Source organism: Kitasatospora atroaurantiaca (assembly GCF_007828955.1).
In the GTDB taxonomy this organism is placed as follows: Bacteria; Actinomycetota; Actinomycetes; order Streptomycetales; family Streptomycetaceae; genus Kitasatospora; species Kitasatospora atroaurantiaca.
In genome coordinates this window covers 3,044,042-3,068,493 of the sequence record NZ_VIVR01000001.1, presented here as the reverse complement: position 1 = coordinate 3,068,493, position 24,452 = coordinate 3,044,042, and the positions used below count along the sequence as shown (strand labels likewise).

35 protein-coding genes are annotated in these 24,452 nt (G+C 68.1%); 32 read left to right on the top strand and 3 right to left on the bottom strand.

The features are described from left to right. The first annotated feature begins 42 nt into the window (after nucleotides 1-42). From rplV to truA, 26 genes are all read left to right on the top strand, one after another. A complete protein-coding gene (rplV, locus tag FB465_RS14070; RefSeq protein ID WP_145790777.1) occupies nucleotides 43-390 on the top strand; it encodes a 50S ribosomal protein L22 in 348 nt (115 codons plus the stop codon). Next, nucleotides 390-1,214 carry a 30S ribosomal protein S3 gene (rpsC, locus tag FB465_RS14065; RefSeq protein WP_145790775.1) on the top strand — a complete coding sequence of 275 codons (825 nt, stop codon included), beginning with the start codon at nucleotides 390-392 and terminating at the stop codon, nucleotides 1,212-1,214. The genes rplV and rpsC overlap by 1 nt, the downstream gene beginning before the upstream one ends. Before the next feature lie 4 nt (nucleotides 1,215-1,218). After that, the gene (gene rplP, locus FB465_RS14060; RefSeq protein WP_033824227.1) at nucleotides 1,219-1,638 is read left to right on the top strand and encodes a 50S ribosomal protein L16; all 420 of its coding nucleotides are present in this window, start codon (nucleotides 1,219-1,221) and stop codon (nucleotides 1,636-1,638) included. After that, nucleotides 1,638-1,862: a 50S ribosomal protein L29 gene (rpmC, locus tag FB465_RS14055; RefSeq protein ID WP_045305889.1), complete on the top strand. Its 225-nt coding sequence runs from the start codon at nucleotides 1,638-1,640 to the stop codon at nucleotides 1,860-1,862. Before rplP ends, rpmC begins: the two co-directional genes overlap by 1 nt. Continuing rightward, nucleotides 1,862-2,134 (top strand): 30S ribosomal protein S17, encoded by a 273-nt coding sequence (gene rpsQ / locus FB465_RS14050; RefSeq protein ID WP_014136278.1) that lies wholly within the window; start codon nucleotides 1,862-1,864, stop codon nucleotides 2,132-2,134. Before rpmC ends, rpsQ begins: the two co-directional genes overlap by 1 nt. A 102-nt stretch (nucleotides 2,135-2,236) precedes the next feature. After that, the gene (gene rplN, locus FB465_RS14045) at nucleotides 2,237-2,608 is read left to right on the top strand and encodes a 50S ribosomal protein L14 (RefSeq protein WP_145790774.1); all 372 of its coding nucleotides are present in this window, start codon (nucleotides 2,237-2,239) and stop codon (nucleotides 2,606-2,608) included. A gap of 14 nt (nucleotides 2,609-2,622) precedes the next feature. After that, a complete protein-coding gene (gene rplX / locus FB465_RS14040) occupies nucleotides 2,623-2,934 on the top strand; it encodes a 50S ribosomal protein L24 (RefSeq protein WP_030055828.1) in 312 nt (103 codons plus the stop codon). Beyond that, nucleotides 2,934-3,503 (top strand): 50S ribosomal protein L5, encoded by a 570-nt coding sequence (rplE, locus tag FB465_RS14035; protein ID WP_145790772.1) that lies wholly within the window; start codon nucleotides 2,934-2,936, stop codon nucleotides 3,501-3,503. Before rplX ends, rplE begins: the two co-directional genes overlap by 1 nt. A gap of 7 nt (nucleotides 3,504-3,510) precedes the next feature. Beyond that, nucleotides 3,511-3,696 carry a type Z 30S ribosomal protein S14 gene (locus FB465_RS14030; RefSeq protein WP_030393303.1) on the top strand — a complete coding sequence of 62 codons (186 nt, stop codon included), beginning with the start codon at nucleotides 3,511-3,513 and terminating at the stop codon, nucleotides 3,694-3,696. A gap of 266 nt (nucleotides 3,697-3,962) precedes the next feature. Further along, complete coding sequence (gene rpsH / locus FB465_RS14025; RefSeq protein WP_145790770.1) at nucleotides 3,963-4,370, top strand: 30S ribosomal protein S8; 408 nt, start codon at nucleotides 3,963-3,965, stop codon at nucleotides 4,368-4,370. 22 nt (nucleotides 4,371-4,392) lie between these two features. Further along, nucleotides 4,393-4,932 carry a 50S ribosomal protein L6 gene (gene rplF, locus FB465_RS14020; RefSeq protein ID WP_057231316.1) on the top strand — a complete coding sequence of 180 codons (540 nt, stop codon included), beginning with the start codon at nucleotides 4,393-4,395 and terminating at the stop codon, nucleotides 4,930-4,932. A 3-nt stretch (nucleotides 4,933-4,935) separates the two neighbouring features. Further along, entirely contained in the window at nucleotides 4,936-5,319 is a 384-nt protein-coding gene (gene rplR, locus FB465_RS14015; RefSeq protein ID WP_145790768.1) for a 50S ribosomal protein L18, read from the top strand. 48 nt (nucleotides 5,320-5,367) lie between these two features. After that, entirely contained in the window at nucleotides 5,368-5,991 is a 624-nt protein-coding gene (gene rpsE / locus FB465_RS14010) for a 30S ribosomal protein S5 (RefSeq protein ID WP_033824222.1), read from the top strand. After that, complete coding sequence (gene rpmD, locus FB465_RS14005) at nucleotides 5,991-6,173, top strand: 50S ribosomal protein L30 (protein WP_030055835.1); 183 nt, start codon at nucleotides 5,991-5,993, stop codon at nucleotides 6,171-6,173. The genes rpsE and rpmD overlap by 1 nt, the downstream gene beginning before the upstream one ends. Before the next feature lies 1 nt (nucleotide 6,174). Further along, nucleotides 6,175-6,627: a 50S ribosomal protein L15 gene (rplO, locus tag FB465_RS14000; protein WP_145790766.1), complete on the top strand. Its 453-nt coding sequence runs from the start codon at nucleotides 6,175-6,177 to the stop codon at nucleotides 6,625-6,627. A 342-nt stretch (nucleotides 6,628-6,969) separates the two neighbouring features. Next, nucleotides 6,970-8,280 (top strand): preprotein translocase subunit SecY, encoded by a 1,311-nt coding sequence (gene secY, locus FB465_RS13995; RefSeq protein ID WP_145790764.1) that lies wholly within the window; start codon nucleotides 6,970-6,972, stop codon nucleotides 8,278-8,280. After that, a complete protein-coding gene (locus tag FB465_RS13990; RefSeq protein WP_145790762.1) occupies nucleotides 8,280-8,939 on the top strand; it encodes an adenylate kinase in 660 nt (219 codons plus the stop codon). The genes secY and FB465_RS13990 overlap by 1 nt, the downstream gene beginning before the upstream one ends. A gap of 133 nt (nucleotides 8,940-9,072) precedes the next feature. Beyond that, nucleotides 9,073-9,912 carry a type I methionyl aminopeptidase gene (gene map / locus FB465_RS13985; RefSeq protein WP_145790760.1) on the top strand — a complete coding sequence of 280 codons (840 nt, stop codon included), beginning with the start codon at nucleotides 9,073-9,075 and terminating at the stop codon, nucleotides 9,910-9,912. A 94-nt stretch (nucleotides 9,913-10,006) separates the two neighbouring features. Continuing rightward, entirely contained in the window at nucleotides 10,007-10,423 is a 417-nt protein-coding gene (gene mscL, locus FB465_RS13980) for a large conductance mechanosensitive channel protein MscL (RefSeq protein WP_145790759.1), read from the top strand. 154 nt (nucleotides 10,424-10,577) lie between these two features. Further along, nucleotides 10,578-10,799, top strand: coding sequence for a translation initiation factor IF-1 (gene infA / locus FB465_RS13975; RefSeq protein ID WP_003956442.1), 222 nt, complete (start codon nucleotides 10,578-10,580; stop codon nucleotides 10,797-10,799). A 34-nt stretch (nucleotides 10,800-10,833) separates the two neighbouring features. After that, the gene (rpmJ, locus tag FB465_RS13970; RefSeq protein ID WP_003956441.1) at nucleotides 10,834-10,947 is read left to right on the top strand and encodes a 50S ribosomal protein L36; all 114 of its coding nucleotides are present in this window, start codon (nucleotides 10,834-10,836) and stop codon (nucleotides 10,945-10,947) included. 175 nt (nucleotides 10,948-11,122) lie between these two features. Then, nucleotides 11,123-11,503 carry a 30S ribosomal protein S13 gene (gene rpsM / locus FB465_RS13965; RefSeq protein WP_145790757.1) on the top strand — a complete coding sequence of 127 codons (381 nt, stop codon included), beginning with the start codon at nucleotides 11,123-11,125 and terminating at the stop codon, nucleotides 11,501-11,503. A 73-nt stretch (nucleotides 11,504-11,576) separates the two neighbouring features. Next, a complete protein-coding gene (rpsK, locus tag FB465_RS13960) occupies nucleotides 11,577-11,984 on the top strand; it encodes a 30S ribosomal protein S11 (protein WP_073924289.1) in 408 nt (135 codons plus the stop codon). A gap of 128 nt (nucleotides 11,985-12,112) precedes the next feature. Further along, on the top strand, nucleotides 12,113-13,135 hold the full coding sequence (locus FB465_RS13955) for a DNA-directed RNA polymerase subunit alpha (RefSeq protein WP_030055844.1): 1,023 nt from the start codon (nucleotides 12,113-12,115) through the stop codon (nucleotides 13,133-13,135). Nucleotides 13,136-13,259: 124 nt separating this feature from the next. Then, entirely contained in the window at nucleotides 13,260-13,724 is a 465-nt protein-coding gene (gene rplQ / locus FB465_RS13950) for a 50S ribosomal protein L17 (RefSeq protein WP_145790755.1), read from the top strand. Between the two features lie 75 nt (nucleotides 13,725-13,799). Next, nucleotides 13,800-14,705, top strand: coding sequence for a tRNA pseudouridine(38-40) synthase TruA (truA, locus tag FB465_RS13945; protein WP_145790753.1), 906 nt, complete (start codon nucleotides 13,800-13,802; stop codon nucleotides 14,703-14,705). 28 nt (nucleotides 14,706-14,733) lie between these two features. On the opposite strand, the gene FB465_RS13940 is transcribed toward truA, so the two are convergent. Beyond that, on the bottom strand, nucleotides 14,734-15,765 hold the full coding sequence (locus tag FB465_RS13940; RefSeq protein WP_145790752.1) for a Sec-independent protein translocase family protein: 1,032 nt from the start codon (nucleotides 15,763-15,765) through the stop codon (nucleotides 14,734-14,736). A 105-nt stretch (nucleotides 15,766-15,870) separates the two neighbouring features. On the opposite strand from FB465_RS13940, the gene FB465_RS13935 reads away from it, so the two are divergent. The 4 genes from FB465_RS13935 to glmM all read left to right on the top strand — a co-directional run bounded on the left by FB465_RS13935 (nucleotide 15,871) and on the right by glmM (nucleotide 20,279). Beyond that, nucleotides 15,871-17,529, top strand: a complete 1,659-nt coding sequence (locus tag FB465_RS13935) for an ABC-F family ATP-binding cassette domain-containing protein (protein ID WP_145790750.1) — start codon at nucleotides 15,871-15,873, stop codon at nucleotides 17,527-17,529. A gap of 210 nt (nucleotides 17,530-17,739) precedes the next feature. Next, nucleotides 17,740-18,183 carry a 50S ribosomal protein L13 gene (gene rplM, locus FB465_RS13930; protein ID WP_030263432.1) on the top strand — a complete coding sequence of 148 codons (444 nt, stop codon included), beginning with the start codon at nucleotides 17,740-17,742 and terminating at the stop codon, nucleotides 18,181-18,183. A gap of 49 nt (nucleotides 18,184-18,232) precedes the next feature. Further along, nucleotides 18,233-18,739 carry a 30S ribosomal protein S9 gene (gene rpsI, locus FB465_RS13925; RefSeq protein WP_145790748.1) on the top strand — a complete coding sequence of 169 codons (507 nt, stop codon included), beginning with the start codon at nucleotides 18,233-18,235 and terminating at the stop codon, nucleotides 18,737-18,739. A gap of 175 nt (nucleotides 18,740-18,914) precedes the next feature. Further along, nucleotides 18,915-20,279, top strand: coding sequence for a phosphoglucosamine mutase (gene glmM, locus FB465_RS13920; RefSeq protein WP_145790746.1), 1,365 nt, complete (start codon nucleotides 18,915-18,917; stop codon nucleotides 20,277-20,279). 113 nt (nucleotides 20,280-20,392) lie between these two features. On the opposite strand, the gene coaA is transcribed toward glmM, so the two are convergent. Beyond that, nucleotides 20,393-21,385 (bottom strand): type I pantothenate kinase, encoded by a 993-nt coding sequence (gene coaA, locus FB465_RS13915; protein WP_145790744.1) that lies wholly within the window; start codon nucleotides 21,383-21,385, stop codon nucleotides 20,393-20,395. 99 nt (nucleotides 21,386-21,484) lie between these two features. Here coaA and glmS point away from each other — a divergent pair, with 99 nt between their 5' ends. Further along, nucleotides 21,485-23,341 carry a glutamine--fructose-6-phosphate transaminase (isomerizing) gene (glmS, locus tag FB465_RS13910; RefSeq protein WP_145790742.1) on the top strand — a complete coding sequence of 619 codons (1,857 nt, stop codon included), beginning with the start codon at nucleotides 21,485-21,487 and terminating at the stop codon, nucleotides 23,339-23,341. Between the two features lie 30 nt (nucleotides 23,342-23,371). On the opposite strand, the gene FB465_RS13905 is transcribed toward glmS, so the two are convergent. After that, nucleotides 23,372-23,935 carry a Uma2 family endonuclease gene (locus FB465_RS13905; RefSeq protein ID WP_145790741.1) on the bottom strand — a complete coding sequence of 188 codons (564 nt, stop codon included), beginning with the start codon at nucleotides 23,933-23,935 and terminating at the stop codon, nucleotides 23,372-23,374. Between the two features lie 141 nt (nucleotides 23,936-24,076). On the opposite strand from FB465_RS13905, the gene FB465_RS13900 reads away from it, so the two are divergent. Then, entirely contained in the window at nucleotides 24,077-24,445 is a 369-nt protein-coding gene (locus FB465_RS13900; RefSeq protein WP_145790739.1) for a holo-ACP synthase, read from the top strand. Nucleotides 24,446-24,452 lie beyond the last annotated feature (7 nt).

Sequence of the window (24,452 nt, the reverse complement as noted above, 5' to 3'; positions counted from 1 at the left end):
CGAAGTACCGACTCAATGACTTACACCAGCAAGGGGACAACCATGGAAGCCAGGGCCCAGGCGCGGTACATCCGCGTCACGCCCATGAAGGCCCGCCGCGTGGTGGACCTCATCCGTGGCATGAGTGCCACGGAGGCCCAGGCCGTCCTGCGTTTCGCTCCGCAGGCAGCCACCGTGCCGGTCGGCAAGGTGCTCGACAGCGCCATTGCCAACGCCGCGCACAACTACAACCACAACAACGTGGACGACCTCGTCATCTCCGAGGCGTACGTTGACGAGGGTCCGACCCTGAAGCGGTTCCGTCCGCGTGCTCAGGGCCGTGCCTACCGGATCCGCAAGCGGACCAGCCACATCACCGTGGTCGTCAGCAGCAAGGAAGGGACCCGGTAATGGGCCAGAAGGTTAACCCGCACGGGTTCCGCCTCGGCATCAGCACGGACTTCAAGTCCCGCTGGTACGCCGACAAGCTGTACAAGGACTACGTCAAGGAAGACGTTGCCATTCGTCGCATGATGACGAAGGGCATGGAGCGTGCCGGCATCTCGAAGGTTGAGATCGAGCGCACCCGCGACCGCGTCCGCGTCGACATCCACACCGCTCGCCCCGGCATCGTCATCGGTCGCCGTGGCACCGAGGCCGACCGCATCCGCGGCGACCTCGAGAAGCTGACCGGCAAGCAGGTCCAGCTGAACATCCTCGAGGTCAAGAACCCCGAGCTGGACGCCCAGCTCGTGGCTCAGGGCGTCGCGGAGCAGCTGTCCTCCCGCGTGTCGTTCCGCCGTGCCATGCGCAAGTCGATGCAGGGCACCATGAAGTCCGGCGCCAAGGGCATCAAGGTCCAGTGCTCCGGTCGTCTCGGCGGCGCCGAGATGAGCCGTTCGGAGTTCTACCGCGAGGGTCGTGTGCCGCTGCACACCCTTCGTGCGAACGTCGACTACGGCTTCTTCGAGGCCAAGACCACCTTCGGCCGCATCGGCGTGAAGGTCTGGATCTACAAGGGCGACGTCAAGAACATCGCCGAGGTCCGCGCTGAGAACGCCGCTGCCCGCTCGGGCAACCGTCCGGCCCGCTCCGACGCCCGCCCCGCGCGTGGCGGCGAGCGCGGTGCCCGTGGCGGCGAGCGCGGTGGCCGCGGCCGTCGTCCGCAGGGCACCGAGGCTTCGGCCCCGGTGACCGAGGCGCCGGCTGCCGAGAACACTGGAACGGAGGCCTGACCTCATGCTGATCCCTCGTAGGGTCAAGCACCGTAAGCAGCACCACCCCAAGCGGCGTGGCGCTGCCAAGGGTGGCACCGAGCTCGCGTTCGGCGAGTACGGCATCCAGGCCGTGACCCCGGCCTACGTGACGAACCGTCAGATCGAGTCCGCTCGTATCGCGATCACCCGTCACATCCGCCGTGGTGGCAAGGTCTGGATCAACATCTACCCGGACCGCCCGCTCACCAAGAAGCCGGCCGAGACCCGCATGGGTTCCGGTAAGGGTTCGCCGGAGTGGTGGATCGCGAACGTGCACCCGGGTCGGGTCATGTTCGAGCTGTCGTACCCCAACGAGAAGGTGGCTCGTGAGGCGCTCACCCGCGCTGCTCACAAGCTCCCGATGAAGTGCCGGATTGTCCGGCGCGAGGCAGGTGAGAGCTGATGTCGGCCGGCACCAAGGCTGCTGAGCTTCGTGAGCTGGACAACGAGGCCCTCGTTGCCAAGCTCCGCGAGGCCAAGGAGGAGCTGTTCAACCTCCGCTTCCAGGCGGCGACCGGGCAGCTCGACAACCACGGACGGCTCAAGCTCGTCCGGAAGGACATCGCGCGGATCTACACCCTGATGCGCGAGCGCGAGCTGGGCATCGAGACGGTGGAGAACGCCTGATGACTGAGAACACCAACGAGACGCGCGGTTTCCGCAAGACCCGTGAGGGTCTCGTCGTCAGCGACAAGATGGACAAGACCGTCGTCGTCGCCGTCGAGGACCGCGTCAAGCACGCTCTGTACGGCAAGGTCATCCGCCGTACGAACAAGCTGAAGGCGCACGACGAGCAGAACGCCTGCGGCGTGGGCGACCGGGTTCTCCTCATGGAGACCCGCCCGCTGTCCGCGACGAAGCGCTGGCGCGTCGTCGAGATCCTCGAGAAGGCCAAGTAACGAAGCCGATGTGGTACGGCCGTATGTGCACCAGGTCCCGCAGGGACGCCGGTGTGAGCAGCGGCCGGCCCGTCGACTCTCGTTGACGATCAGGAGAAAGCTGTGATCCAGCAGGAGTCGCGACTGCGTGTCGCCGACAACACTGGTGCCAAGGAGATCCTTTGCATCCGTGTTCTCGGTGGCTCCGGTCGCCGCTACGCCGGTATCGGGGACGTCATCGTCGCGACCGTCAAGGACGCGATCCCCGGTGGTTCGGTGAAGAAGGGTGACGTCGTCAAGTGCGTCATCGTTCGCACCGTCAAGGAGCGTCGTCGCCCGGATGGCTCGTACATCCGCTTCGACGAGAACGCCGCCGTCGTCCTCAAGAACACCGAGGGTGACCCCCGTGGCACCCGCATCTTCGGCCCGGTGGGCCGCGAGCTGCGCGACAAGAAGTTCATGAAGATCATCTCGCTGGCGCCGGAGGTGCTCTAACCATGGCGAACAGCATGAAGATCAAGAAGGGTGACCTGGTCCAGGTCATCACCGGCAAGGACCGCGGCAAGCAGGGCAAGGTCATCCAGGCCATGCCCGCCGAGAACAAGGTCCTGGTCGAGGGTGTCAACCGGGTCAAGAAGCACACCAAGCCGGGCCCGGGCACTCAGGGTGGCATTGTCACCGTCGAGGCCCCGGTGCACGTCTCCAACGTCCAGCTGGTCGTGGAGAAGGACGGCAAGAAGGTCGTCACCCGCGTTGGCTACCGCTTCGACGACGAGGGCAACAAGATCCGCGTTGCCAAGCGAACCGGTGAGGACATCTGATGTCTGAGACGACTGTTGAGAAGGTGGCCCCCCGTCTCAAGGAGCGTTACAACTCCGAGATCAAGGGTCAGCTGCAGGAGCAGTTCTCGTACGAGAACGTCATGCTGATCCCCGGCCTGGTCAAGGTCGTGGTCAACATGGGTGTCGGCGAGGCCGCCCGTGACAGCAAGCTGATCGAGGGCGCGATCCGCGACCTCACCGCCATCACCGGCCAGAAGCCGGCGGTGACGAAGGCTCGCAAGTCCATCGCGCAGTTCAAGCTGCGTGAGGGCCAGCCGATCGGCACCCACGTCACCCTCCGTGGTGACCGCATGTGGGAGTTCGTGGACCGTCTGGTGACGCTGGCTCTGCCGCGTATCCGTGACTTCCGCGGCCTCTCGCCCAAGCAGTTCGACGGCCGTGGCAACTACACCTTCGGTCTGACCGAGCAGGTTATGTTCCACGAGATCGACCAGGACAAGGTCGACCGTCAGCGCGGTATGGACATCACCGTCGTGACCACCGCTCAGACCGACGACGAGGGCCGGGCGCTCCTGCGCGCTCTGGGCTTCCCGTTCAAGGAGGCGTGAGCCGCACATGGCGAAGAAGTCCCTCATCGCGAAGGCCGAGCGTAAGCCGAAGTTCGGCGTCCGGGCCTACACCCGGTGCCAGCGCTGCGGCCGTCCGCACTCGGTGTACCGCAAGTTCGGCCTGTGCCGTGTGTGCCTCCGTGAGATGGCGCACCGCGGCGAGCTGCCGGGCGTGACCAAGAGCTCCTGGTAATCCAGGCAGTTCCCGTCACTGCACAAGCGAAGCAGAGGTGCCCGGCCCCCTACTTTTGGGTTCCCGAAGGGATTCCCGTAAGGTAGTGGGGTCGGGCCCCCTGCCGCGGCATCTCCATGGATGCACGCGGCCCTTTTTTGGAAGGGCTCGCACCCAGTCTTACTAACGCCGCAGGTCCCCTGCGTCTGTGCCCCTGCCCGCACTCCTCGAGTGCGGCGGGGGGACCTGGCGCGGAGAAACCACGGCGAGAGAGGCCTGAGGCCATCATGACCATGACCGACCCCATCGCAGACATGCTCACGCGTCTGCGTAACGCGAACTCGGCGTACCACGACACCGTGGCGATGCCGGCTAGCAAGATCAAGGCGCACGTCGCCGAGATCCTGCAGCAGGAGGGGTACATCTCCTCCTGGAAGGTTGAGGAGCCGGTTGAGGGCGAGGTCGGCAAGAAGCTGACCATCGAGCTCAAGTTCGGTCCCAACCGTGAGCGCTCCATCGCCGGCATCAAGCGCATCAGCAAGCCGGGTCTGCGCGTTTACGCAAAGTCCACCAACCTGCCGAAGGTTCTCGGCGGCCTGGGCGTGGCGATCATCTCCACGTCCTCCGGCCTCCTGACCGACAAGCAGGCCGCCAAGAAGGGCGTAGGCGGAGAAGTTCTCGCCTACGTCTGGTAATTCGGGAAACGGAGGTACAGCAATGTCGCGCATTGGACGGCTGCCCATCCCGGTTCCCGCCGGCGTGGACGTCACCATCGATGGCCAGGCGGTCTCGGTGAAGGGCCCGAAGGGGTCCCTCACCCACGTTGTCGCCGCGCCGATCGAGATCGGCAAGGGCGAGGACGGCACCCTGCTCGTCACCCGCCCCAACGACGAGCGTCTGTCGAAGGCCCTTCACGGCCTTTCCCGCACGCTGGTGGCGAACATGATCACCGGCGTGACCGCGGGCTACCGCAAGTCGCTGGAGATCAGCGGTGTTGGTTACCGAGTCGCTGCGAAGGGCTCCTCGATGGAGTTCCAGCTCGGCTACAGCCACCCGATCCTGATCGAGGCCCCGGAGGGCATCTCCTTCGTGGTCGAGTCGCCCACCAAGTTCCACGTGGACGGGATCGACAAGCAGCTGGTCGGCGAGGTTTCGGCCAAGATCCGCAAGCTGCGTAAGCCTGACCCGTACAAGGCCAAGGGCGTCAAGTACGCGGGCGAGGTCATCCGCCGCAAGGTCGGAAAGAGTGGTAAGTAAGCCATGACTGTCTCTGTCAAGATCGGCAAGGGCAACGGCTACAAGAACGCCGCCCGCAAGCGCCGCGCGATCCGCGTTCGCAAGCGCGTCGTTGGCACCGAGGTGCGTCCGCGCCTCGTTGTGACGCGCTCGAACCGCCACATGGTCGCCCAGGTCATCGACGACGCCAAGGGTCACACCCTGGCGTCGGCGTCCACCCTCGACGTGTCCATCAAGGGCACCGAGGGCGACAAGACCGAGCTGGCCAAGAAGGTCGGGAGCCTGGTCGCCGAGCGCGCCAAGGCCGCCGGCATCGAGTCGGTCGTCTTCGACCGCGCAGGCAACCGCTACGCCGGGCGCATCGCCGCCCTGGCGGACGCTGCCCGCGAGGCCGGGCTCGACTTCTAAGCCGCTCGTCGGCTCAGTCGACGGACGTAATCGAGAGAGGTAATTCCAATGGCTGGACCCCAGCGCCGCGGTAGCGGCGCCGGCGGCGGCACCGGCGGTGGCGAGCGGCGTGACCGTAAGCGTGACGACCGGGGCAACGCCCCCGCCGTCGAGAAGACCGCTTACGTTGAGCGCGTCGTCGCGATCAACCGTGTCGCCAAGGTTGTCAAGGGTGGTCGTCGTTTCAGCTTCACCGCGCTGGTCGTGGTGGGCGACGGTGACGGCACCGTAGGTGTCGGCTACGGGAAGGCGAAGGAGGTTCCGGCCGCCATCGCCAAGGGTGTTGAGGAGGCCAAGAAGAACTTCTTCAAGGTCCCCCGTATCCAGGGCACCATCCCGCACCCGATCCAGGGCGAGAAGGCCGCCGGCGTCGTGCTCCTGAAGCCGGCGTCCCCCGGTACCGGTGTTATCGCCGGTGGCCCGGTGCGTGCCGTCCTGGAGTGCGCCGGCGTTCACGACATCCTGTCGAAGTCGCTCGGCTCGGACAACGCGATCAACATCGTGCACGCCACCGTGGCTGCTCTGAAGGGCCTCGTGCGCCCCGAGGAGATCGCCGCCCGCCGTGGCCTGCCGCTGGAGGACGTGGCTCCCGCCGCTCTGCTGCGGGCGCGTGCTGCTGGGGTGAGCGCCTGATGGCTCGCCTCAAGATCACGCAGACCAAGTCCTACATCGGTAGCAAGCAGAACCACCGTGACACCCTGCGTTCGCTTGGTCTCAAGCGCATGCACGACGTGGTCGTGAAGGAGGACCGTCCCGAGATCCGCGGGATGGCCCACACCGTCCGCCACCTCGTCACGGTCGAGGAGGTTGACTGACATGGCGGACTCTCCGCTGAAGGTCCACAACCTGCGTCCTGCCCCGGGTGCCAAGACCGCCAAGACCCGTGTCGGTCGTGGTGAGGCGTCCAAGGGTAAGACCGCCGGTCGTGGTACCAAGGGCACCAAGGCCCGCTACCAGGTTCCGCAGCGCTTCGAGGGTGGGCAGATGCCCCTCCACATGCGTCTGCCGAAGCTCAAGGGCTTCAAGAACCCGGCGCACAAGCAGTTCCAGGTCGTGAACCTGGAGAAGCTGGCCGAGCTCTACCCGCAGGGTGGCGAGGTCACCGTGGCCGACCTGATCGCGAAGGGCGCCGTTCGCAAGAACGAGCTCGTCAAGGTCCTCGGCCAGGGCGACATCGCTGTGGCGCTGCAGGTGACGGTGGACGCCGTCTCCGGCTCCGCCGCCGAGAAGATCACCGCCGCCGGCGGCACCGTCACCGAGCTGCTCTGAACCTAGGTTCGGCAATCGGCTGACACTGCTTCACAACGCTGGGCCCGTACCTCTTTCGAGAGGTACGGGCCCAGCGTCTTTGTCAGCTCGATTCGTGTCGGACGACTGCTCAAGCCCGGCCAAAACCGGGCATCCCGGCGTGCGAGTCGGCGGCGGGAGCGGTACGCGCTTCTTCGGAGTGGCCGCACACTGTTAGAGTCCGTGGAGTTCCCTTGTAGGCTGCGCACAGGCTTGCCTGTGCTGTCCGTACGGGGGCCCGCAAACCCCAGGGCCGGACCGGCCCGCTCCCCACATCAGGACCGACCCTCCCGCCGACGACGTGCGGGAGGCGCAGGAGGCACCGTGCTCAGTGCGTTCGCGCGGGCGTTTCAGACGCCCGACCTGCGCAAGAAGCTGCTGTTCACGCTGGGCATCATGGTGCTGTTCCGGCTGGGTGCGCACATCCCGGTACCGGGTGTCAGCTTCACCGCGGTCAATGCGTGTTTCAAGGACACCAAGAGCAGTGGTCTGTTCGGGCTCGTCAATCTGTTCAGCGGTGGCGCGCTCCTGCAGCTGACGATCTTCGCGCTCGGGATCATGCCGTACATCACGGCCAGCATCATCCTGCAGCTCCTCACCGTGGTGATCCCGCGGCTCGAGGCGCTGAAGAAGGAGGGTCAGGCCGGCACCGCCAAGATCACCCAGTACACCCGCTACCTGACCATCGCGCTGGCCGTCCTCCAGGGCACCGGCATCGTGGCCACGGCGTCCAGCGGTGCGCTGTTCTCGGGCTGTGTCTACGCCAACCAGATCGTTCCGGACCAGTCGGTCTTCCGGATCGCCACCATGGTCATCACCATGACCGCGGGCACCACCGTGATCATGTGGCTCGGCGAGCTGATCACCGACCGCGGTATCGGCAACGGCATGTCCATCCTGATCTTCACCTCCATCGCGGCCGGCTTCCCGGGCTCGATGTGGGCGATCAAGCAGCAGGGCAAGATCGGTGACGGCTGGGTGGAGTTCCTCAGCGTCATCGCGGTCGGTGTCATCGTTGTGATGCTGGTCATCTTCGTGGAGCAGGCCCAGCGCCGGATCCCGGTCCAGTACGCGAAGCGGATGATCGGTCGCCGGGCCTTCGGCGGCACCTCGACCTACATCCCGCTGAAGGTCAACCAGGCCGGTGTCATCCCGGTCATCTTCGCCTCGTCGCTGCTGTACATCCCGGCATTGGTGGTCCAGCTGACCAACAGCCAGGCCGGCTGGGCGACCTGGATCCGGACGAACTTCGTCAAGGGCGACCACCCGATCTACATGGCCACGTACTTCGTGCTGATCGTGTTCTTCGCCTTCTTCTACGTCGCGATCTCCTTCAACCCCGAAGAAGTTGCCGACAATATGAAGAAGTATGGTGGGTTCATCCCGGGCATCCGGGCCGGCCGACCGACGGCCGAGTACCTGAACTACGTGCTCACCCGCATCACGTGGCCAGGATCGCTCTACCTGGGCCTGATCGCGTTGATCCCGATGATCGCCCTGGTTGCCTTCGGCGCGAACCAGAACTTCCCGTTCGGCGGCACCAGCGTGCTCATCGTCGTCGGCGTCGGACTCGAAACTGTGAAGCAGATCGAGAGCCAGCTCCAGCAGCGTAATTACGAAGGGTTCCTCCGCTGATGCGTATCGTCCTCGTCGGACCTCCCGGGGCCGGGAAGGGTACTCAGGCGCACGTGCTCGCCAAGACCCTGTCCATTCCCCACATCTCCACCGGAGACCTGTTCCGCGCCAACATCAGCCAGGGCACCCCTTTGGGGCTCGAGGCGAAGGCGTACATGGACGCGGGTCGCCTGGTACCGGATGAGGTCACCATCGGGATGGCCAAGGACCGGATGCTCCAGCCCGACGCCTCCCACGGGTTCCTGCTCGACGGCTTCCCGCGCAACATCGGCCAGGCCAAGGCCCTGGACGAGATCCTGGCCGAGGCCGGGATCGCGCTGGACGGCGTGCTCGACCTGGAGGTCCCCGAGGACGAGGTCGTCAAGCGCATCGCCGGTCGCCGGCTGTGCCGCAACGACGGCAGCCACGTGTACCACGTGGTGTACAACCCCTCGAAGGTCGAGGACGTCTGCGACGAGTGCGGTGGCGAGCTCTACCAGCGCTCGGACGACACCGAGGAAGCGGTCCGGGTGCGGCTGGAGGTCTACCACACCGAGACCGAGCCGATCATCGAGTACTACAACCAGCAGGGTCTGCTGGTCACCATCTCGGCGCTGGGCAAGGTCGACGAAGTGACCGAGCGCGCTGTCGCCGCTCTGGAGCAGAAGAAGACCGTCTGAGTCTCAGGCAGTGCCGTACGGCCGCGGAGCCCCCGCTCGGGGCACCGCGGCCGTACGGCGTCGTACGGTGGTATGAGTGCACGGCCGCCCGGCAAGGACCGGGCGTGCGGACAACAGTGGAAGGCGTGACCAGATGGTGGAGATCAAGACCCCCGAGCAGATCGCGAAGATGCGGGCGGCCGGCCTGGTCGTCGCCGAGGCGCTCAAGGCCTGCCGGGAGGCAGTGGCCCCGGGGGTGACCACCCAGGAGCTCAACGACATCGCGGCGAAGGTCATCGCCGACCACGGCGCCACCTCCAACTTCCGCGCCCACCACGGCGGCCTCTGGTTCCCCGGTGTGATCTGCGCCTCGGTCAACAACGAGGTCGTGCACGGCATCCCCGGCGACCGGCGGCTGATGGAGGGCGACCTGATCTCCATCGACTGCGGCGCGATCGTGGACGGCTGGCACGGCGACGCCGCCATCAGCGTCCCGGTCGGTGAGGTGCGGCCCGAGGTCGCGATGCTCAGCCAGGTCACCGAGGGCTCGATGTGGGCCGGTATCGCCCAGATGAAGAAGAACAACCGCCTGGTCGAGGTCTCCAAGGCGATCGAGGGCTTCATCCGCCGCCAGCCGCTTCCCCCGAAGGGCAAGTGGGGCATCACCGAGGGCTACGGCGGCCACGGCATCGGCACCGCGATGCACATGGAGCCGCACGTGCTGAACTACGTGGAGCGCGGGCGCGGCAAGGGCCCCAAGCTCGTCCCCGGCACCGTGCTGGCCATCGAGCCCATGGTCTCGCTCGGCACGCCGCACACCACGGTCCTGGAGGACGACTGGACGGTCGTCACCAATGACGGGACCTGGGCCGCGCACTGGGAGCACTCGGTGGCCATCACCGAGCAGGGCCCGCTGGTGCTGACCGCCTTCGACGGCGGCAAGGCCGCGCTGGCGGCCCTCGGCGTGACGGCGGCACCGGACCCGCTGGCCTGATTGACGCCTCGTCAGGGCCTGGAGGATTTCTTCCTCCAGGCCCTTTGTCCTATTTTTAGTGACTCACAGACGTACAGGACCAAAGGGGAGAGCAGTGCTCAAGGGCTTCCGGGACTTCATGATGCGCGGCAACGTCATCGACATGGCGGTCGGTGTCGTCATCGGTGCGGCTTTCACCGCGGTGGTGACCGGCTTCGTGTCGGCCTTCCTCACCCCGCTGGTCGGCGTGGTGGTCGGCGCGGCCGGCGACTTCAGCAAGTACCACTTCGAGGTCGGCGGGGTCGTCTTCCCCTACGGTCAGTTCCTGAACGTGCTGATCGCGTTCATCATGACCGCCGCGGTGCTGTACTTCTGCGTGGTGCTGCCGGTCACCAAGGCCAGCGCCCGCTACCTGCCGAAGAAGCCCAAGGTCGCGAAGCGTCCCTGCCCCGAGTGCCTCACCGAGATCCCCGAGGCCGCCCGCCGCTGCTCGGCCTGCACCGCCGAGGTCGCGCCGCTGGCCGTGCGCTGATTTCTGTTAGCGGGCCCGGTGGCGTACGATGGACCGTCGGCTCACTCGTAGCGTGCTTTCGCACGCCCTCTTCCCCTCGGGGTCGGGGTGAACCCAGGTTCGCACGAGCGTGCCGCATACGGTAGCCGGTCCCGGAAGGTGGATCTCGCAGTTCATGGCAAAGAAGCAAGGCGCCATTGAGATCGAGGGCACCGTGATCGAGTCTCTCCCGAACGCCATGTTCAAGGTTGAGCTGCAGAACGGTCACAAGGTCCTCGCGCACATCAGCGGCAAGATGCGGATGCACTACATCCGTATCCTCCCGGACGACCGGGTCGTTGTGGAGCTCAGCCCCTACGACCTGACGCGCGGCCGGATCGTCTACCGCTACAAGTAAGCAAACGTCAGATCTAGACCCGGAGAACCTGAACATGAAGGTCAAGCCGAGCGTCAAGAAGATCTGCGACAAGTGCAAGGTGATCCGCCGCCACGGCCGGGTCATGGTGATCTGCGACAACCTGCGCCACAAGCAGCGCCAGGGCTGATCCTCCCCGCATTTCTCGTAGTACTTCGCGCGACGCGAAAAACGTCATAAGCGGGCTGCCCGATCCGTCCCTCGCAGGACGGACTGCCACCCCCGGTCAGAGGCCGGGGCTCCATCGTCGAGAGGCGAAGGAGTAGGCGGCACGTAAGACCTCTGAAGAAACACAGGAGCCATGAATGGCACGCCTCGCCGGCGTTGATCTCCCCCGCGAGAAGCGGATCGAGATCGCCCTCACGTACGTCTACGGCATCGGCCGTACCCGCGCCCAGCAGTCGCTGGCCGAGACGGGCGTGAACCCCGACATCCGCGTTCGCGACATCTCCGAGGACGACCTCGTCAAGCTCGCCCAGTGGATCGACGCCAACTACACGGTCGAGGGTGACCTCCGCCGTGAGGTTGCCGCCGACATCCGCCGCAAGGTCGAGATCGGCTGCTACGAGGGTCTGCGTCACCGCCGCGGCCTGCCGGTCCGCGGTCAGCGCACCCACACCAACGCGCGTACCCGTAAGGGCCCGCGTCGCGCGATTGCCGGCAAGAAGAAGCCGGGCAAGAAGTAGTCCGCCCGTTAACCGGACATCCCTCCGGCCCGCGGGTTAGCGGACCGACCACCTCAGTAGGAGAAACAGACTTATGCCCCCCAAGGGTCGTCAGGCTGCCGGCGCCAAGAAGGTGCGCCGCAAGGAGAAGAAGAACGTCGCTCACGGGCACGCCCACATCAAGAGCACGTTCAACAACACGATCGTTTCGATCACCGACCCCTCGGGCAACGTGATCTCCTGGGCCTCCGCCGGCCACGTCGGCTTCAAGGGCTCGCGCAAGTCCACCCCGTTCGCCGCGCAGATGGCCGCCGAGGCTGCCGCTCGCCGCGCGCAGGAGCACGGCATGCGCAAGGTCGACGTCTTCGTGAAGGGTCCGGGCTCCGGCCGCGAGACCGCGATCCGTTCGCTCCAGGCCACCGGCCTCGAGGTCGGCTCGATCCAGGACGTCACCCCCACCCCGCACAACGGCTGCCGTCCGCCGAAGCGCCGCCGCGTCTGACGCAGCGCCTTCGGGCATGGGTGTTGCTTTAAACCGCGTACGGGGTCCTGTTCTGTTCAGGACCCCGTACGCTGGTTCTGTTCGGCATCAAATAGTGGGTGCCGAAGACAACTGGAGGATCTGAAAACATGCTGATCGCTCAGCGCCCCTCGCTGACCGAAGAGGTCGTAGACGAGTTCCGCTCGCGGTTCGTGATCGAGCCGCTCGAGCCGGGCTTCGGCTACACCCTCGGCAACTCTCTCCGCCGTACGCTCCTCTCGTCGATCCCCGGCGCTGCTGTCACCAGCATCCGGATCGACGGTGTCCTGCACGAGTTCACCACCGTGCCGGGCGTCAAGGAGGACGTCACCGACCTCATCCTCAACATCAAGCAGCTGGTCGTCTCCTCGGAGCACGACGAGCCGGTCGTGATGTACCTGCGCAAGCAGGGCCCGGGTGTCGTCACCGCCGCCGACATCGCGCCCCCGGCCGGTGTCGAGGTGCACAACCCCGAGCTGGTTCTCGCCACGCTCAACGGCAAGGGCAAGCTGGAGATGGAGCTGACCGTCGAGCGCGGTCGCGGCTACGTCTCCGCCGTGCAGAACAAGGCTTCCGGCCAGGAGATCGGCCGCATCCCGGTCGACTCGATCTACAGCCCCGTGCTGAAGGTCACCTACAAGGTCGAGGCCACCCGTGTCGAGCAGCGGACCGACTTCGACAAGCTGATCGTCGACGTCGAGACCAAGCCCGCCATGCGCCCCCGTGACGCCATGGCCTCGGCCGGTAAGACCCTGGTGGAGCTGTTCGGTCTCGCCCGCGAGCTGAACATCGACGCCGAGGGCATCGACATGGGCCCGTCCCCGACGGACGCCGCCCTGGCCGCCGACCTGGCGCTGCCGATCGAGGAGCTCGAGCTCACCGTTCGGTCCTACAACTGCCTCAAGCGCGAGGGCATCCACACCGTGGGTGAGCTCGTGGCCCGCTCCGAGGCCGACCTGCTCGACATCCGCAACTTCGGTGCGAAGTCGATCGACGAGGTCAAGGCGAAGCTGGCCGGCATGGGCCTGGCCCTCAAGGACAGCCCGCCCGGATTCGACCCGACCGCTGCCGCCGACGCCTTCGGCGCCGACGACCTGGACGACGCGGGTTACGCGGAGACCGAGCAGTACTGATTTTGGATGGGGGCGGCCCCGGGGCCGCCCCCGTTCGATGCAAGAAAGCCGTCCGGGCAACAGTGCCCGTACGCCCGCTGCGGTACCTGGTACGGCCGTAGTCGGAGATTCAAGGAGTTAATCCATGCCGCGTCCCACCAAGGGTGCCCGCCTCGGCGGCGGCCCGCACCACGAGCCCCTGCTGCTCGCCGGTCTGGCCCGTGAGCTGTTCCAGTACGGCCGCATCACCACCACGGAGGCCAAGGCTCGCCGCCTGCGCCCGCTGGCGGAGAAGCTGATCACCAAGGCCAAGAAGGGCGACATCCACAACCGTCGCATCGTCCGCAAGACGATCACCGACGTGTCTGTGCTGCACACCCTCTTCACCGAGATCGCGCCGCGCTACGAGAACCGTCCGGGTGGTTACACCCGCATCACGAAGATCGGCGGTCGCCGCGGCGACAACGCGCCGATGGCCGTGATCGAGCTGGTCGAGGCCCTGACCGTCGCGCAGACCGCCGTCGGCGAGGCCGAGGCTGCCACCAAGCGCGCCGTCAAGGAGGCCGACGAGGCCACCACCGTCGAGGCCACCGAGGCCGAGACCGCCTGACACCTTTGGGTGTGAGTTCGGGCCCGCTTTCCCAGTGATGGGGGAGCGGGCCCGTTCCTTCTACTGGGAGTAGTTGTGCTCAAGGACTGCGAGCAGACGCCGCAGCAGCAGGAGGGCCCGGCCGACGGGACCGTCCGCATCCGGCTGGACCTGGCGTACCAGGGCGCGGAGTTCTCGGGGTGGGCGCGCCAGCCCGGCCGCCGTACCGTCCAGGGCGAGATCGAGGACGCGCTGCGGGTGGTCACCCGGAGCGAGCAGACGTACGACCTCACGGTGGCCGGCCGGACGGACGCCGGGGTGCACGCCCGGGGTCAGGTCGCGCACGTGGACCTGCCGGTCGAGCTGTGGGCCGCGCACGGGGAGAAGCTGCTGCGCCGGCTGGCCGGGCGGCTCCCGGGCGATGTCCGGGTCTACCGGATGACCGAGGCGCCGGCGGGCTTCGACGCGCGGTTCGCGGCGATCTGGCGCCGGTACGCCTACCGGGTCGCCGACCACCCGGGCGGGGTCGACCCGCTGCTGCGCGGGCACGTGCTCTGGCACGACCGGCCGCTGGACATCGAGAAGATGAACGAGGCCGCGAAGCTGCTGCTGGGCGAGCACGACTTCGCCGCGTACTGCAAGAAGCGCGAGGGCGCGACCACCATCCGCACCCTGCTCGACCTGTACTGGGAGCGGGTGCCCGCCGACAGCCACACGGCCGGGGTGGCCGGCTCGCTGGCGGTGGCGACGGTGCGCGCCGACGCCTTCTGCCACAACATGGTGCGCGCGCTGGTCGGCGCGATGCTGCTGGTCGGCGACGGGCACCGGCCGGTGGAGTTCCCCGGCGAGGTGCTGGCCGGCGGGGTGCGCAACTCCGCCGTCAACGTCATCCGCCCGTACGGGCTGACGCTGGAGGAGGTCGGCTACCCGGCCGACGACCAGCTCGCGGACCGGAACCGGGCCGCCCGCCGGATGCGCACCCTGCCGGGCCTGGCGGGCTGAGCACCGGGACCGGCGGGCCGGGCCCGGCTCAGCCGGTGACCTTGGCCAGGCCGGTCCGGCCGCGCTCCAGCAGGTTCTCGTAGATCGACCCGGAGATGTCCTTGGCCGCCGCCAGCGCGGCCTTGTCCTTGTCGGAGACGGCGGAGCCGTCGGCCGGGCCGGCGATCGTGAAATAGGCGTACCGCCCGAGGGAGGACTGGGTGGTGGCACACTTCACGCCGTTCTGGCAGAACGCGGTGACCGTGTCCTTCACCAGCGGCGCGATGTTGCCCTTGGTACCGGCCTTGGCCTTGGTGGCCCTGGTGTCGCTGGCGAAGGTCGCGACGCCGACGGTGATCTCCAGACCACTGCCGTTGCTGTACGTCGCCCGGTAGACGTTGTAGCAGCCCAGCGAGTGGAGGGTCTGCTCCAGGCCGTTGACCGGGGCGGCCTTGCAGTCCTTGTCCAGATCGGTGGCGATCTTGGTGTAGAGGCGGCCCTGCAGGTTCAGCGTGGGGCTCGGGAACAGCGCGGTCAGGGTGACGCTCGCGGTGTCCGTCCGGGTGGAGCTGATCACCTCGAGCGGGGTGGTCGGGGCGGGCCCGGTCTCGCTCGCGGAGGGCGAGGCCTTGCCACTGGCACTCGCCGAGGCGGACGGGCCGGCGTCGGGCGTCTTGTCGCCGCCCACCATCAGCGTGGTGACCACGATCCCCGCCACGGCCGCCGCCGCCAGCACACCGCCGCCGATGAGGAGCAGCCGCTTGCGCTTGCGGCTCGAGGCCTCGTTCTGCTCGGCGAGCGAGTACCAGTCCGGCTCCTCGGCCGGGGCGGCCAGCGGCGGGTAGCCGTAGCCACCCTGCGCCGCGGGGTAGCCGTAGCCGCCCTGGGCGGGCGGGTAGCCGTAGCTGGGGTTGGGCGCAGCGGCCTGCGGGGGGAAGCCCGCGGCCGGGTCGAAGCCCTGCTGCGGCTGCGTGTGTGTGGGGAACTGCGGAGTGGGAGCTGCCGCCTGCGGAGGGATCGCAGAAGGGTTCTGCGGCTGCTGCTCGCCCGACTCAGGTGTGACTGCCGACCCATCGCTCATAAGCGCGAATTTTAGGGCATGGCCGGGACCGCACCTTGCGGGTGTACCGAATCGGTACGGAAATCCGTTTGGGCCCAGGAGGCCGGGCATAGCAAAATCCGACCTATGGGACACGTCGAGATTTCGCACCTTGAGTACTACCTGCCGGACGGGCGGGTGCTTTTCGACGACGCGTCCTTCCGGGTCGGCGAAGGCTCCGCCGTCGCACTGGTCGGTGCCAACGGCGCCGGCAAGACCACGCTGCTGCGCATGATCGCCGGGGACACCCAGCCGCACGGCGGCTCGGTCACGGTCAGCGGCGGTCTCGGCGTGATGCGCCAGTTCGTCGGCACCACCGGCCGCGAGGACCGGAAGGAGACGCCGGGCGCCCTGCCCGCCGACGCCTCGGTACGCGACCTGCTGGTCTCCGTCGCGCCGGCCAGGATCGCCACCGCCGCCAAGGCGGTCGACGCCGCAGAGCTGGCGATGATGGCGCAGGACGACGAGAAGACGCAGATGGCGTACGCGCAGGCGCTCGCCGACTGGAGCGACGCCGGCGGCTACGACTACGAGACCGACTGGGACGTCTGCACCATGGCCGCCCTGGGCATGTCCTTCGACAAGGCCCAGTGGCGCGGTCTGAACACCCTCTCGGGCGGCGAGCAGAAGCGGCTCGTCCTGGAGGCGCTGCTGCGCGGTCCGGAGGAGGTGCTGCTCCTCGACGAGCCGGACAACTACCTGGACGTGCCCGGCAAGCGCTGGCTGGAGGAGGCCATCAAGGCCACCTCGAAGACTGTGTTGTTCATCTCCCACGACCGCGAGCTGCTCTCCCGTACCGCCGAGAAGATCATCAGCGTCGAGTCGAGCGCCGCCGGCAGCAGCGTCTGGGTGCACGGTGGCGGGTTCGAATCCTTCCACCAGGCCCGCAAGGACCGCTTCGCGCGCTTCGAGGAGCTCGGCCGCCGCTGGGACGAGGAGCACGCCAAGCTCAAGAAGCTGGTGGTGACCCTGCGCCAGGCGGCCTCGGTCAGCCACGCGCTCGCCACCCGCTATGCCGCCGCGCAGACCCGGCTGAAGAAGTTCGAGGAGGCCGGCCGCCCGGAGGAGCCGCCGCGCGAGCAGAACATCACCATGCGGCTCAAGGGCGGCCGTACCGGTGTGCGCTCGCTCACGCTGGAGGGCCTGGAGCTCACCGGCCTGATGAAGCCCTTCGACCTGGAGGTCTTCTACGGCGAGCGGGTCGCGGTGCTCGGCTCCAACGGCTCCGGCAAGTCGCACTTCCTGCGGCTGCTCGCGGGGGACGAGTCGGTGCAGCACAGCGGCACCTGGAAGCTCGGCGCGCGGGTGGTCCCCGGACACTTCCGGCAGACCCACGCCCATCCGGAGCTGTTCGGGCGCACCGTCAGGTCGATCGTCGAGGAGGAGCACGCGCTCAGCCGCGGGGCGGCGATGGGCGCGCTGCGCCGCTACGAGCTGGACCGCCAGGAGGAGCAGCGCTTCGAGTCGCTCTCGGGCGGCCAGCAGGCGCGGCTGATGATCCTCAAGCTGGAGCTGTCCGGGGTGACGGCGCTGCTGCTGGACGAGCCGACCGACAACCTCGACCTGGAGAGCGCCGAGGCGCTGCAGGAGGGTCTGGAGGCCTTCGACGGCACGGTTCTCTGTGTGACGCACGACCGCTGGTTCGCCCGCACCTTCGACCGTTTCCTGGTTTTCGGCTCGGACGGCAAGGTGTACGAAGCGCCCGAGCCGGTCTGGGACGAGGCGCGCGTGGTGCGCGATCGCTGACCGTTTTTGACCCCTACCGGCCTGGCCGGTAGGCTGGGCGCTTGTTGTGCGTATTGGCTCGCTCCATCTCACGTGAGAGGTCGGTACGCCGGAGATACCAGGCCGATGACCAGCGGCTCCCCTTGAATTGCGTCCAAGCGGGACCAGGCTGATCTCTTCTGCCAGGTGCTCCTGTCAGGACTCACTCACTGAAAAGCGAAGGCTACGACCGTGCGTACGTACAGCCCCAAGCCCGGCGACGTCCAGCGTCAGTGGCACGTCATCGACGCGACCGACGTCGTGCTCGGCCGCCTGGCCTCCCAGGCCGCCAACCTCCTCCGGGGCAAGCACAAGGCGATCTACGCGCCGCACGTTGACACTGGTGACTTCGTCATCATCATCAACGCCGACAAGGTGCACCTGTCTGGGAACAAGAAGACCCAGAAGATGGCCTACCGCCACAGCGGTTTCCCGGGCGGTCTCCGCTCGGTCCGCTACGACGACCTCCTGGACAAGAACCCGGAGAAGGCCGTCGAGAAGGCCATCAAGGGCATGATCCCCAAGAACAGCCTGGGCCGTCAGATGCTCTCCAAGCTGAAGGTCTACTCGGGCGACCAGCACCCGCACGCTGCGCAGCAGCCGGTGCCGTTCGAGATCACCCAGGTCGCGCAGTAATTCCGGCCACCAAAACCCCATCACTGAACAGCAGGAGCTGAGGAACACCGTGGCCGAGACTGCCATCGAGAGCACCCTCGAGGTCGAGTTCGACGAGAACGCCGTCGAGTACACCTCCGAGGAAGAGACCTACACCACCGAGTCGCTGGCCGGCCGCTTCGGCGAGGCCATCCCCGGCGCCGGCCTCGGCCGTCGCAAGGAGGCGATCGCCCGCGTGCGCATCGTCCCGGGCACCGGCAAGTGGAAGATCAACGGTCGCACCCTGGAGAACTACTTCCCCAACAAGGTGCACCAGCAGACCGTCAACGAGCCGTTCAAGCTCCTTGAGCTCGACGGCCGCTACGACGTTGTCGCCCGCATCTCGGGTGGCGGCGTCTCCGGTCAGGCCTACGCGCTGCGCCTCGGCGTGGCCCGCGCCCTGAACGAGGCCGACGTGGACAACAACCGCGCCGCCCTCAAGAAGGCCGGTTTCCTGATGCGTGACGCGCGTGCCGTCGAGCGCAAGAAGGCCGGTCTCAAGAAGGCCCGTAAGGCCCCGCAGTACAGCAAGCGCTAAGCACCTCCGCCGGGGGGCGTACCATCTGCGATGGTTCGCACCCCCGTGGGTGCAGTCGTACGCCCCGGAGCACCCCGTGTGCTCCGGGGCGTCGTGCTTTCTCTCCCCTACGCCTGTGCGGAGGCCGGGGAGCCGCGAGAGATTTGCCAATGGATTGGCGACGGAGGATGGGGCTGTGGGACGACTCTTCGGTACGGATGGTGTGCGCGGTGTGGCCAACGAGAGCCTGACCGCCGAACTGGCGCTGGGCCTCTCGGTGGCCGCGGCGCATGTGCTCGGCGACGCGGGGGCCTTCGACGGGCATCGGCCGGTCGCGGTGGTCGGCCGTGATCCGCGCGCGTCCGGGGAGTTCCTGGAAGCGGCCGTGATCGCCGGTCTGGCCAGCGCGGGCGTGGACGTGCTGCGGGTCGGCGTGCTGCCGACGCCCGCCGTGGCGTACCTCACCGGCGCGCTCGGCGCCGACTTCGGCGTGATGCTCTCCGCCAGCCACAACGCGATGCCCGACAACGGCATCAAGTTCCTCGCCCGCGGCGGCCACAAGCTGGACGACGCGATCGAGGACGCGATCGAGGAGCACTACCGCCGCTACGGCGTGGGCGACGAGGACTGGAAGCGCCCCACCGGCGCCGCCGTCGGCCGGGTCCGCCAGTACACCGAGGGCTTCGACAGGTACGTCGCCCACCTGATCGCGGTGCTGCCGAACCGCCTGGACGGCGTCAAGGTCGTCATCGACGGCGCACACGGCGCGGCCGCCCGGGTCGCCCCCGAGGCCTTCGCCCGGGCGGGTGCCGAGGTCGTCTACACCCTGGGCGCCGAGCCGAACGGCCTCAACATCAACGACGGCGTCGGCTCCACCCACCTGGACAAGCTGCGCATCGCGATGAAGGAGCACAAGGCCGACCTGGGCATCGCCCTGGACGGCGACGCCGACCGCTGCCTGGCCGCCGACGCCGACGGCAACGAGGTGGACGGCGACCAGATCATCGCCATCCTCGCCGTGGCCATGCGCGAGGCCGGCACGCTGCGCCGCAACACCGCCGTCGCCACCGTGATGTCCAACCTCGGCTTCAAGCTGGCCATGGAGCGCGAGGGCATCGACTTGGTGCAGACGGCCGTGGGCGACCGGTACGTGCTGGAGGAGATGAAGCAGCACGGTTACGCGCTGGGCGGTGAGCAGTCCGGGCACGTGATCCTGCTGGACCACGCCACCACCGGGGACGGCACGCTGACGGGTCTGATGCTCGGCGCGCGCCTGGCCGCCACCAAGCAGTCGCTGGCCGATCTGGCGGCGGTGATGACCCGGCTGCCGCAGGTGCTGATCAACGTCAAGGGTGTCGACAGGAGCCGGGTCGACAGCTGCGAGGAGCTTGCCGCGGCGGTCGCCGAGGCGGAGGCCGAGCTGGGCTCCACCGGGCGGGTGCTGCTGCGGAAGTCCGGGACCGAGCCGCTGGTGCGGGTGATGGTCGAGGCCGCGGACGAGGTGCAGGCCGAGGCGGTCGCCGGTCGGCTGGCCGAGGCCGTGCGGACCCACCTGGGCTGATCCGGGCAACCAGTAGGGGCGCGGGAACTGCGCGAGTTCGGAAGTGACGGCGCCGCACCTTCCGAACTCGCGCAGTTCCCCGCGCCCCTGGTTGTACGTGGTTGGCCTGCTGCCTAGAGCTTTCGCAGCAGCGCGCGGCGGACCTTGTGGTCCTGGCCCTTCTGCAGGATGAGGGTGGCCCGGCCCCGGGTGGGGAGCACGTTCTCCAGCAGGTTGGGCTTGTTGATGGTGCGCCAGACCTGGCGGCCGTACTCCATCGCCTCCTCCTCGGGCACCTCGGTGAAGCGGCGGAAGTAGGAGTTCGGGTCCTGGAAGGCGGTGTCCCGCAGCTTCTTGAAGCGCTCCAGGTACCAGCGCTCGATGTCGTCGGTGCGGGCGTCGACGTAGATGGAGAAGTCGAAGTAGTCCGCGACGGCGAGCCTGGTTCGGCCGTCGGTGCCCGGCAGGGCGGGCTGAAGGACGTTCAGGCCCTCGACGATCAGGATGTCGGGGCGCTCGACGGTGAGCCGCTCGCCCGGGACGATGTCGTAGACCAGGTGGGAGTAGACGGGGGCCGAGACCTGCTCCTTGCCGGCCTTCACGTCCGCGACGAAGCGCATCAGCGCCCGGCGGTCGTAGGACTCGGGGAAGCCCTTGCGGGCCATCAGGCCGCGGCGGCGCAGCTCGGCGTTGGGGAGCAGGAAGCCGTCGGTGGTCACCAGGGAGACCCGGGGGTGCTCCGGCCAGCGGGCCAGCAGGGCCTGCAGCAGGCGGGCGGTGGTGGACTTGCCGACCGCGACCGAGCCGGCCACGCCGATCACGAAGGGCGTTCTGACCCGTTCGGTGTCCGGGGTGTCGAGGAAGGTACCGACCGCGCCGCGCAGCTCGTGGGTGGCGTGGATGTACAGGTTCAGCAGCCGGGACAGCGGCAGGTAGACGTCCCTGACCTCGTCCAGGTCCAGGGCGGTGCCGAGACCGCGCAGCCGTTCGACCTCCTCGGCGGTCAACGGCAGCGGAGTGCGCTCGCGCAGGGCGCTCCACTCGGCCCGGTCCAGATCCACGTACGGGGAGGGGGTGGGCGTGGTGGGGGCGCCCCGCGTACAGAGTTCGGTCAGCACATCCTCCATTGTGGGCCGTAGCGGCCCCGGTGGGAGCTGTGGTGTCGGTCACGCACCGTCGCAACGAGCGTGACCAGGGTGAGACCGGCCGCGCTTATGCTGGCACGCATGTGCGGAATTGTTGGATATGTGGGCTCATCGACGGCCCTGGACGTAGTGATCGCAGGCCTGCAGCGGCTGGAGTACCGCGGGTACGACTCAGCCGGTGTGGCCGTCCAGACGCGAGGCGCCGACGGGCAGTGGAGCCTTGCCACCGACAAGCGGGCCGGCAAGCTCGCGAACCTTGAGAAGTCGCTCGCCGAGGTCCCTCTCCCCGGCGGCACCACCGGCATCGGCCACACCCGCTGGGCCACCCACGGCGGTCCGACCGACGCCAATGCCCACCCCCACCTGGACGACACCGAGCGGGTGGCGGTCGTCCACAACGGCATCATCGAGAACTTCGCGCAGCTGCGCGCGGAGATCGCCGAGCGCGGCCACACCCTGCGCTCGGAGACCGACACCGAGGTCGTCGCCCACCTGCTGGGCGAGGCGTACGAGGGTGACCTCGCCGAGGCCATGCGGGTGGTGTGCCGCCAGCTGGACGGCGCGTTCACTCTGGTCGCCGTCCACGCGGACGCTCCGGACGTGGTGGTCGGCGCGCGGCGGAACTCGCCGCTGGTGGTCGGGCGCGGCGAGGGCGAGAACTTCCTCGCCTCGGACGTGGCCGCCTTCATCGCGTACACCCGCGAGGCGATCGAGCTGGGCCAGGACCAGGTCGTGGAGCTGCGGCGCGACGGCGTGACGGTGACCAACTTCGACGGCAGCCCGGCCGAGGTGCGCGAGTACCACGTGGACTGGGACGCCTCCGCCGCCGAGAAGGGCGGCTACGACTACTTCATGCTCAAGGAGATCGCCGAGCAGCCGAAGGCCGTCGCCGACACCCTGCTGGGCCGGATCGGCACCGACGGGCGGCTGACGCTCGACGAGCTGCGGATCTCGGACGCCGACCTGCGGACCGTCGACAAGGTCGTGATCGTGGCGTGCGGCACCGCGTTCCACGCCGGCATGATCGCCAAGTACGCGATCGAGCACTGGACCCGGGTGCCCTGCGAGGTCGAGGTCGCCTCGGAGTTCCGCTACCGGGACCCGATCCTCGACGACCGGACGCTGGTCATCGCCATCTCGCAGTCCGGCGAGACGATGGACACCCTGATGGCGCTGCGCCACGCGCGCGAGCAGGGCGCCAAGGTGCTGGCGATCTGCAACACCAACGGTTCCACCATCCCGCGCGAGTCGGACGCGGTGCTGTACACCCACGCCGGCCCCGAGGTCGCGGTGGCGTCGACGAAGGCGTTCCTGACGCAGCTGGTGGCCTGCTACCTGGTCGCGCTGTACCTGGGCCAGGTGCGCGGCACCAAGTGGGGCGACGAGATCTCCGCGGTGATCCGCGAGCTCGGCGACGCGCCGAAGCAGGTCGAGCAGGTGCTGGAGACCATGGAGCCGGTGCGGGAGCTGGCGCGCTCGCTGGCCGACGCCAAGTCGGTGCTGTTCCTGGGCCGGCACGTGGGCTTCCCGGTCGCCCTGGAGGGTGCGCTGAAGCTCAAGGAGCTGGCGTACATGCACGCCGAGGGCTTCGCGGCGGGCGAGCTCAAGCACGGGCCGATCGCGCTGATCGAGGACGGGCTGCCGGTGGTCGTGGTGGTCCCGTCGCCGCGCGGGCGGTCGATCCTGCACGACAAGATCGTCTCCAACATCCAGGAGATCCGGGCCCGTGGCGCGCGGACCATCGTGATCGCGGAGGAGGGCGACGAGGCCGTCGTCCCGTACGCCGACCACCTGATCCGCATCCCGGCCACCCCGACGCTGCTGCAGCCGCTGGTGTCGACCGTCCCGCTGCAGGTGTTCGCCTGCGAGCTGGCCACGGCCAAGGGCCACGAGGTCGACCAGCCCCGCAACCTGGCGAAGTCGGTCACGGTCGAGTAGTCGACGAGGTGCCCCTGCGGTGGCTGCGCTCTACCGCAGGGGCGCCGTGTCGAGCGCGAACGAGAACGGGGCCGGCAGGTCGAGCGGTTTGCCGAACGGGACCTGAGCGTGAGCGCGATAGTCGCCCTCCGACGGGTCCGTGAACAGGGTGGCGCTCCTGTCACTGCGGTCGATCAGCAGGTAGCAGGGGATTCCCGCAGCGGCGTAACCACGTCGCTTGGCCTCGCGGTCCTTGGTCGGGTTGCTGGACGTGATCTCGAAGACCAGCAGAACTCCGGCCGCATCTGCCCAGGAGTCCGCATCCTCGAAGTGTCCGACCGGGCTGATCGTGCCGTCGGGGATGTACCGGCCCTTGGGAACGATCAGGCCCTTGTTGCCGGCGATGTCCAGATCGATCGCGGCCTGGCGGATGAACTGCCTGATGAGCAGCGCGAACGCCGTCTCGTGGGATCCGTTCGGCGGTGGGGTCACGACGATCTCGCCCTCGATCAGCTCGGCCTTGAAGCCCGCTGGGGTGTCCAACTCCAGGAACGACTGGAGGACCTGTTCCTCCTCGGAGGACAGCGGACGCTCGATGGCTGGCATGGCGACCATGGCCTTTCTCCCTCCTGCTGGTCCTTGCCGCGGAACACGGTAGGCGTACGGACCGACACAGGCGGGGGCTCGAAGCGGTTCTCACTCGAAAGTGTGCCGTAAGGTCCGGGCAGCAGGCGTCTGTCGCGGAGGAGTTTCAGGGTGATCATCGGGGTCGGCATCGACGTGGCCGAGATCGAGCGGTTCGGGGCGTCCATCGAGCGGACGCCCGGGATGGCGGAGCGGCTTTTCACCGACGCGGAGCTGATGCTGCCGTCGGGGGCGCGGCGCGGGATCGCCTCGCTGGCCGCGCGGTTCGCCGCCAAGGAGGCGCTGGCCAAGGCGCTGGGGGCGCCGGGTGGGCTGCGGTGGACGGACGCCGAGGTGCACACCGAGGACTCGGGCCGGCCGGTGCTGCGGGTGAGCGGGACGGTCGCGGCACGGGCCGCTGAACTGGGCGTCAGGTCGTGGCATGTGTCGCTGAGCCACGATGCGGGCGTAGCGTCGGCGGTGGTGATCGCCGAAGGCTGAGCCCCGG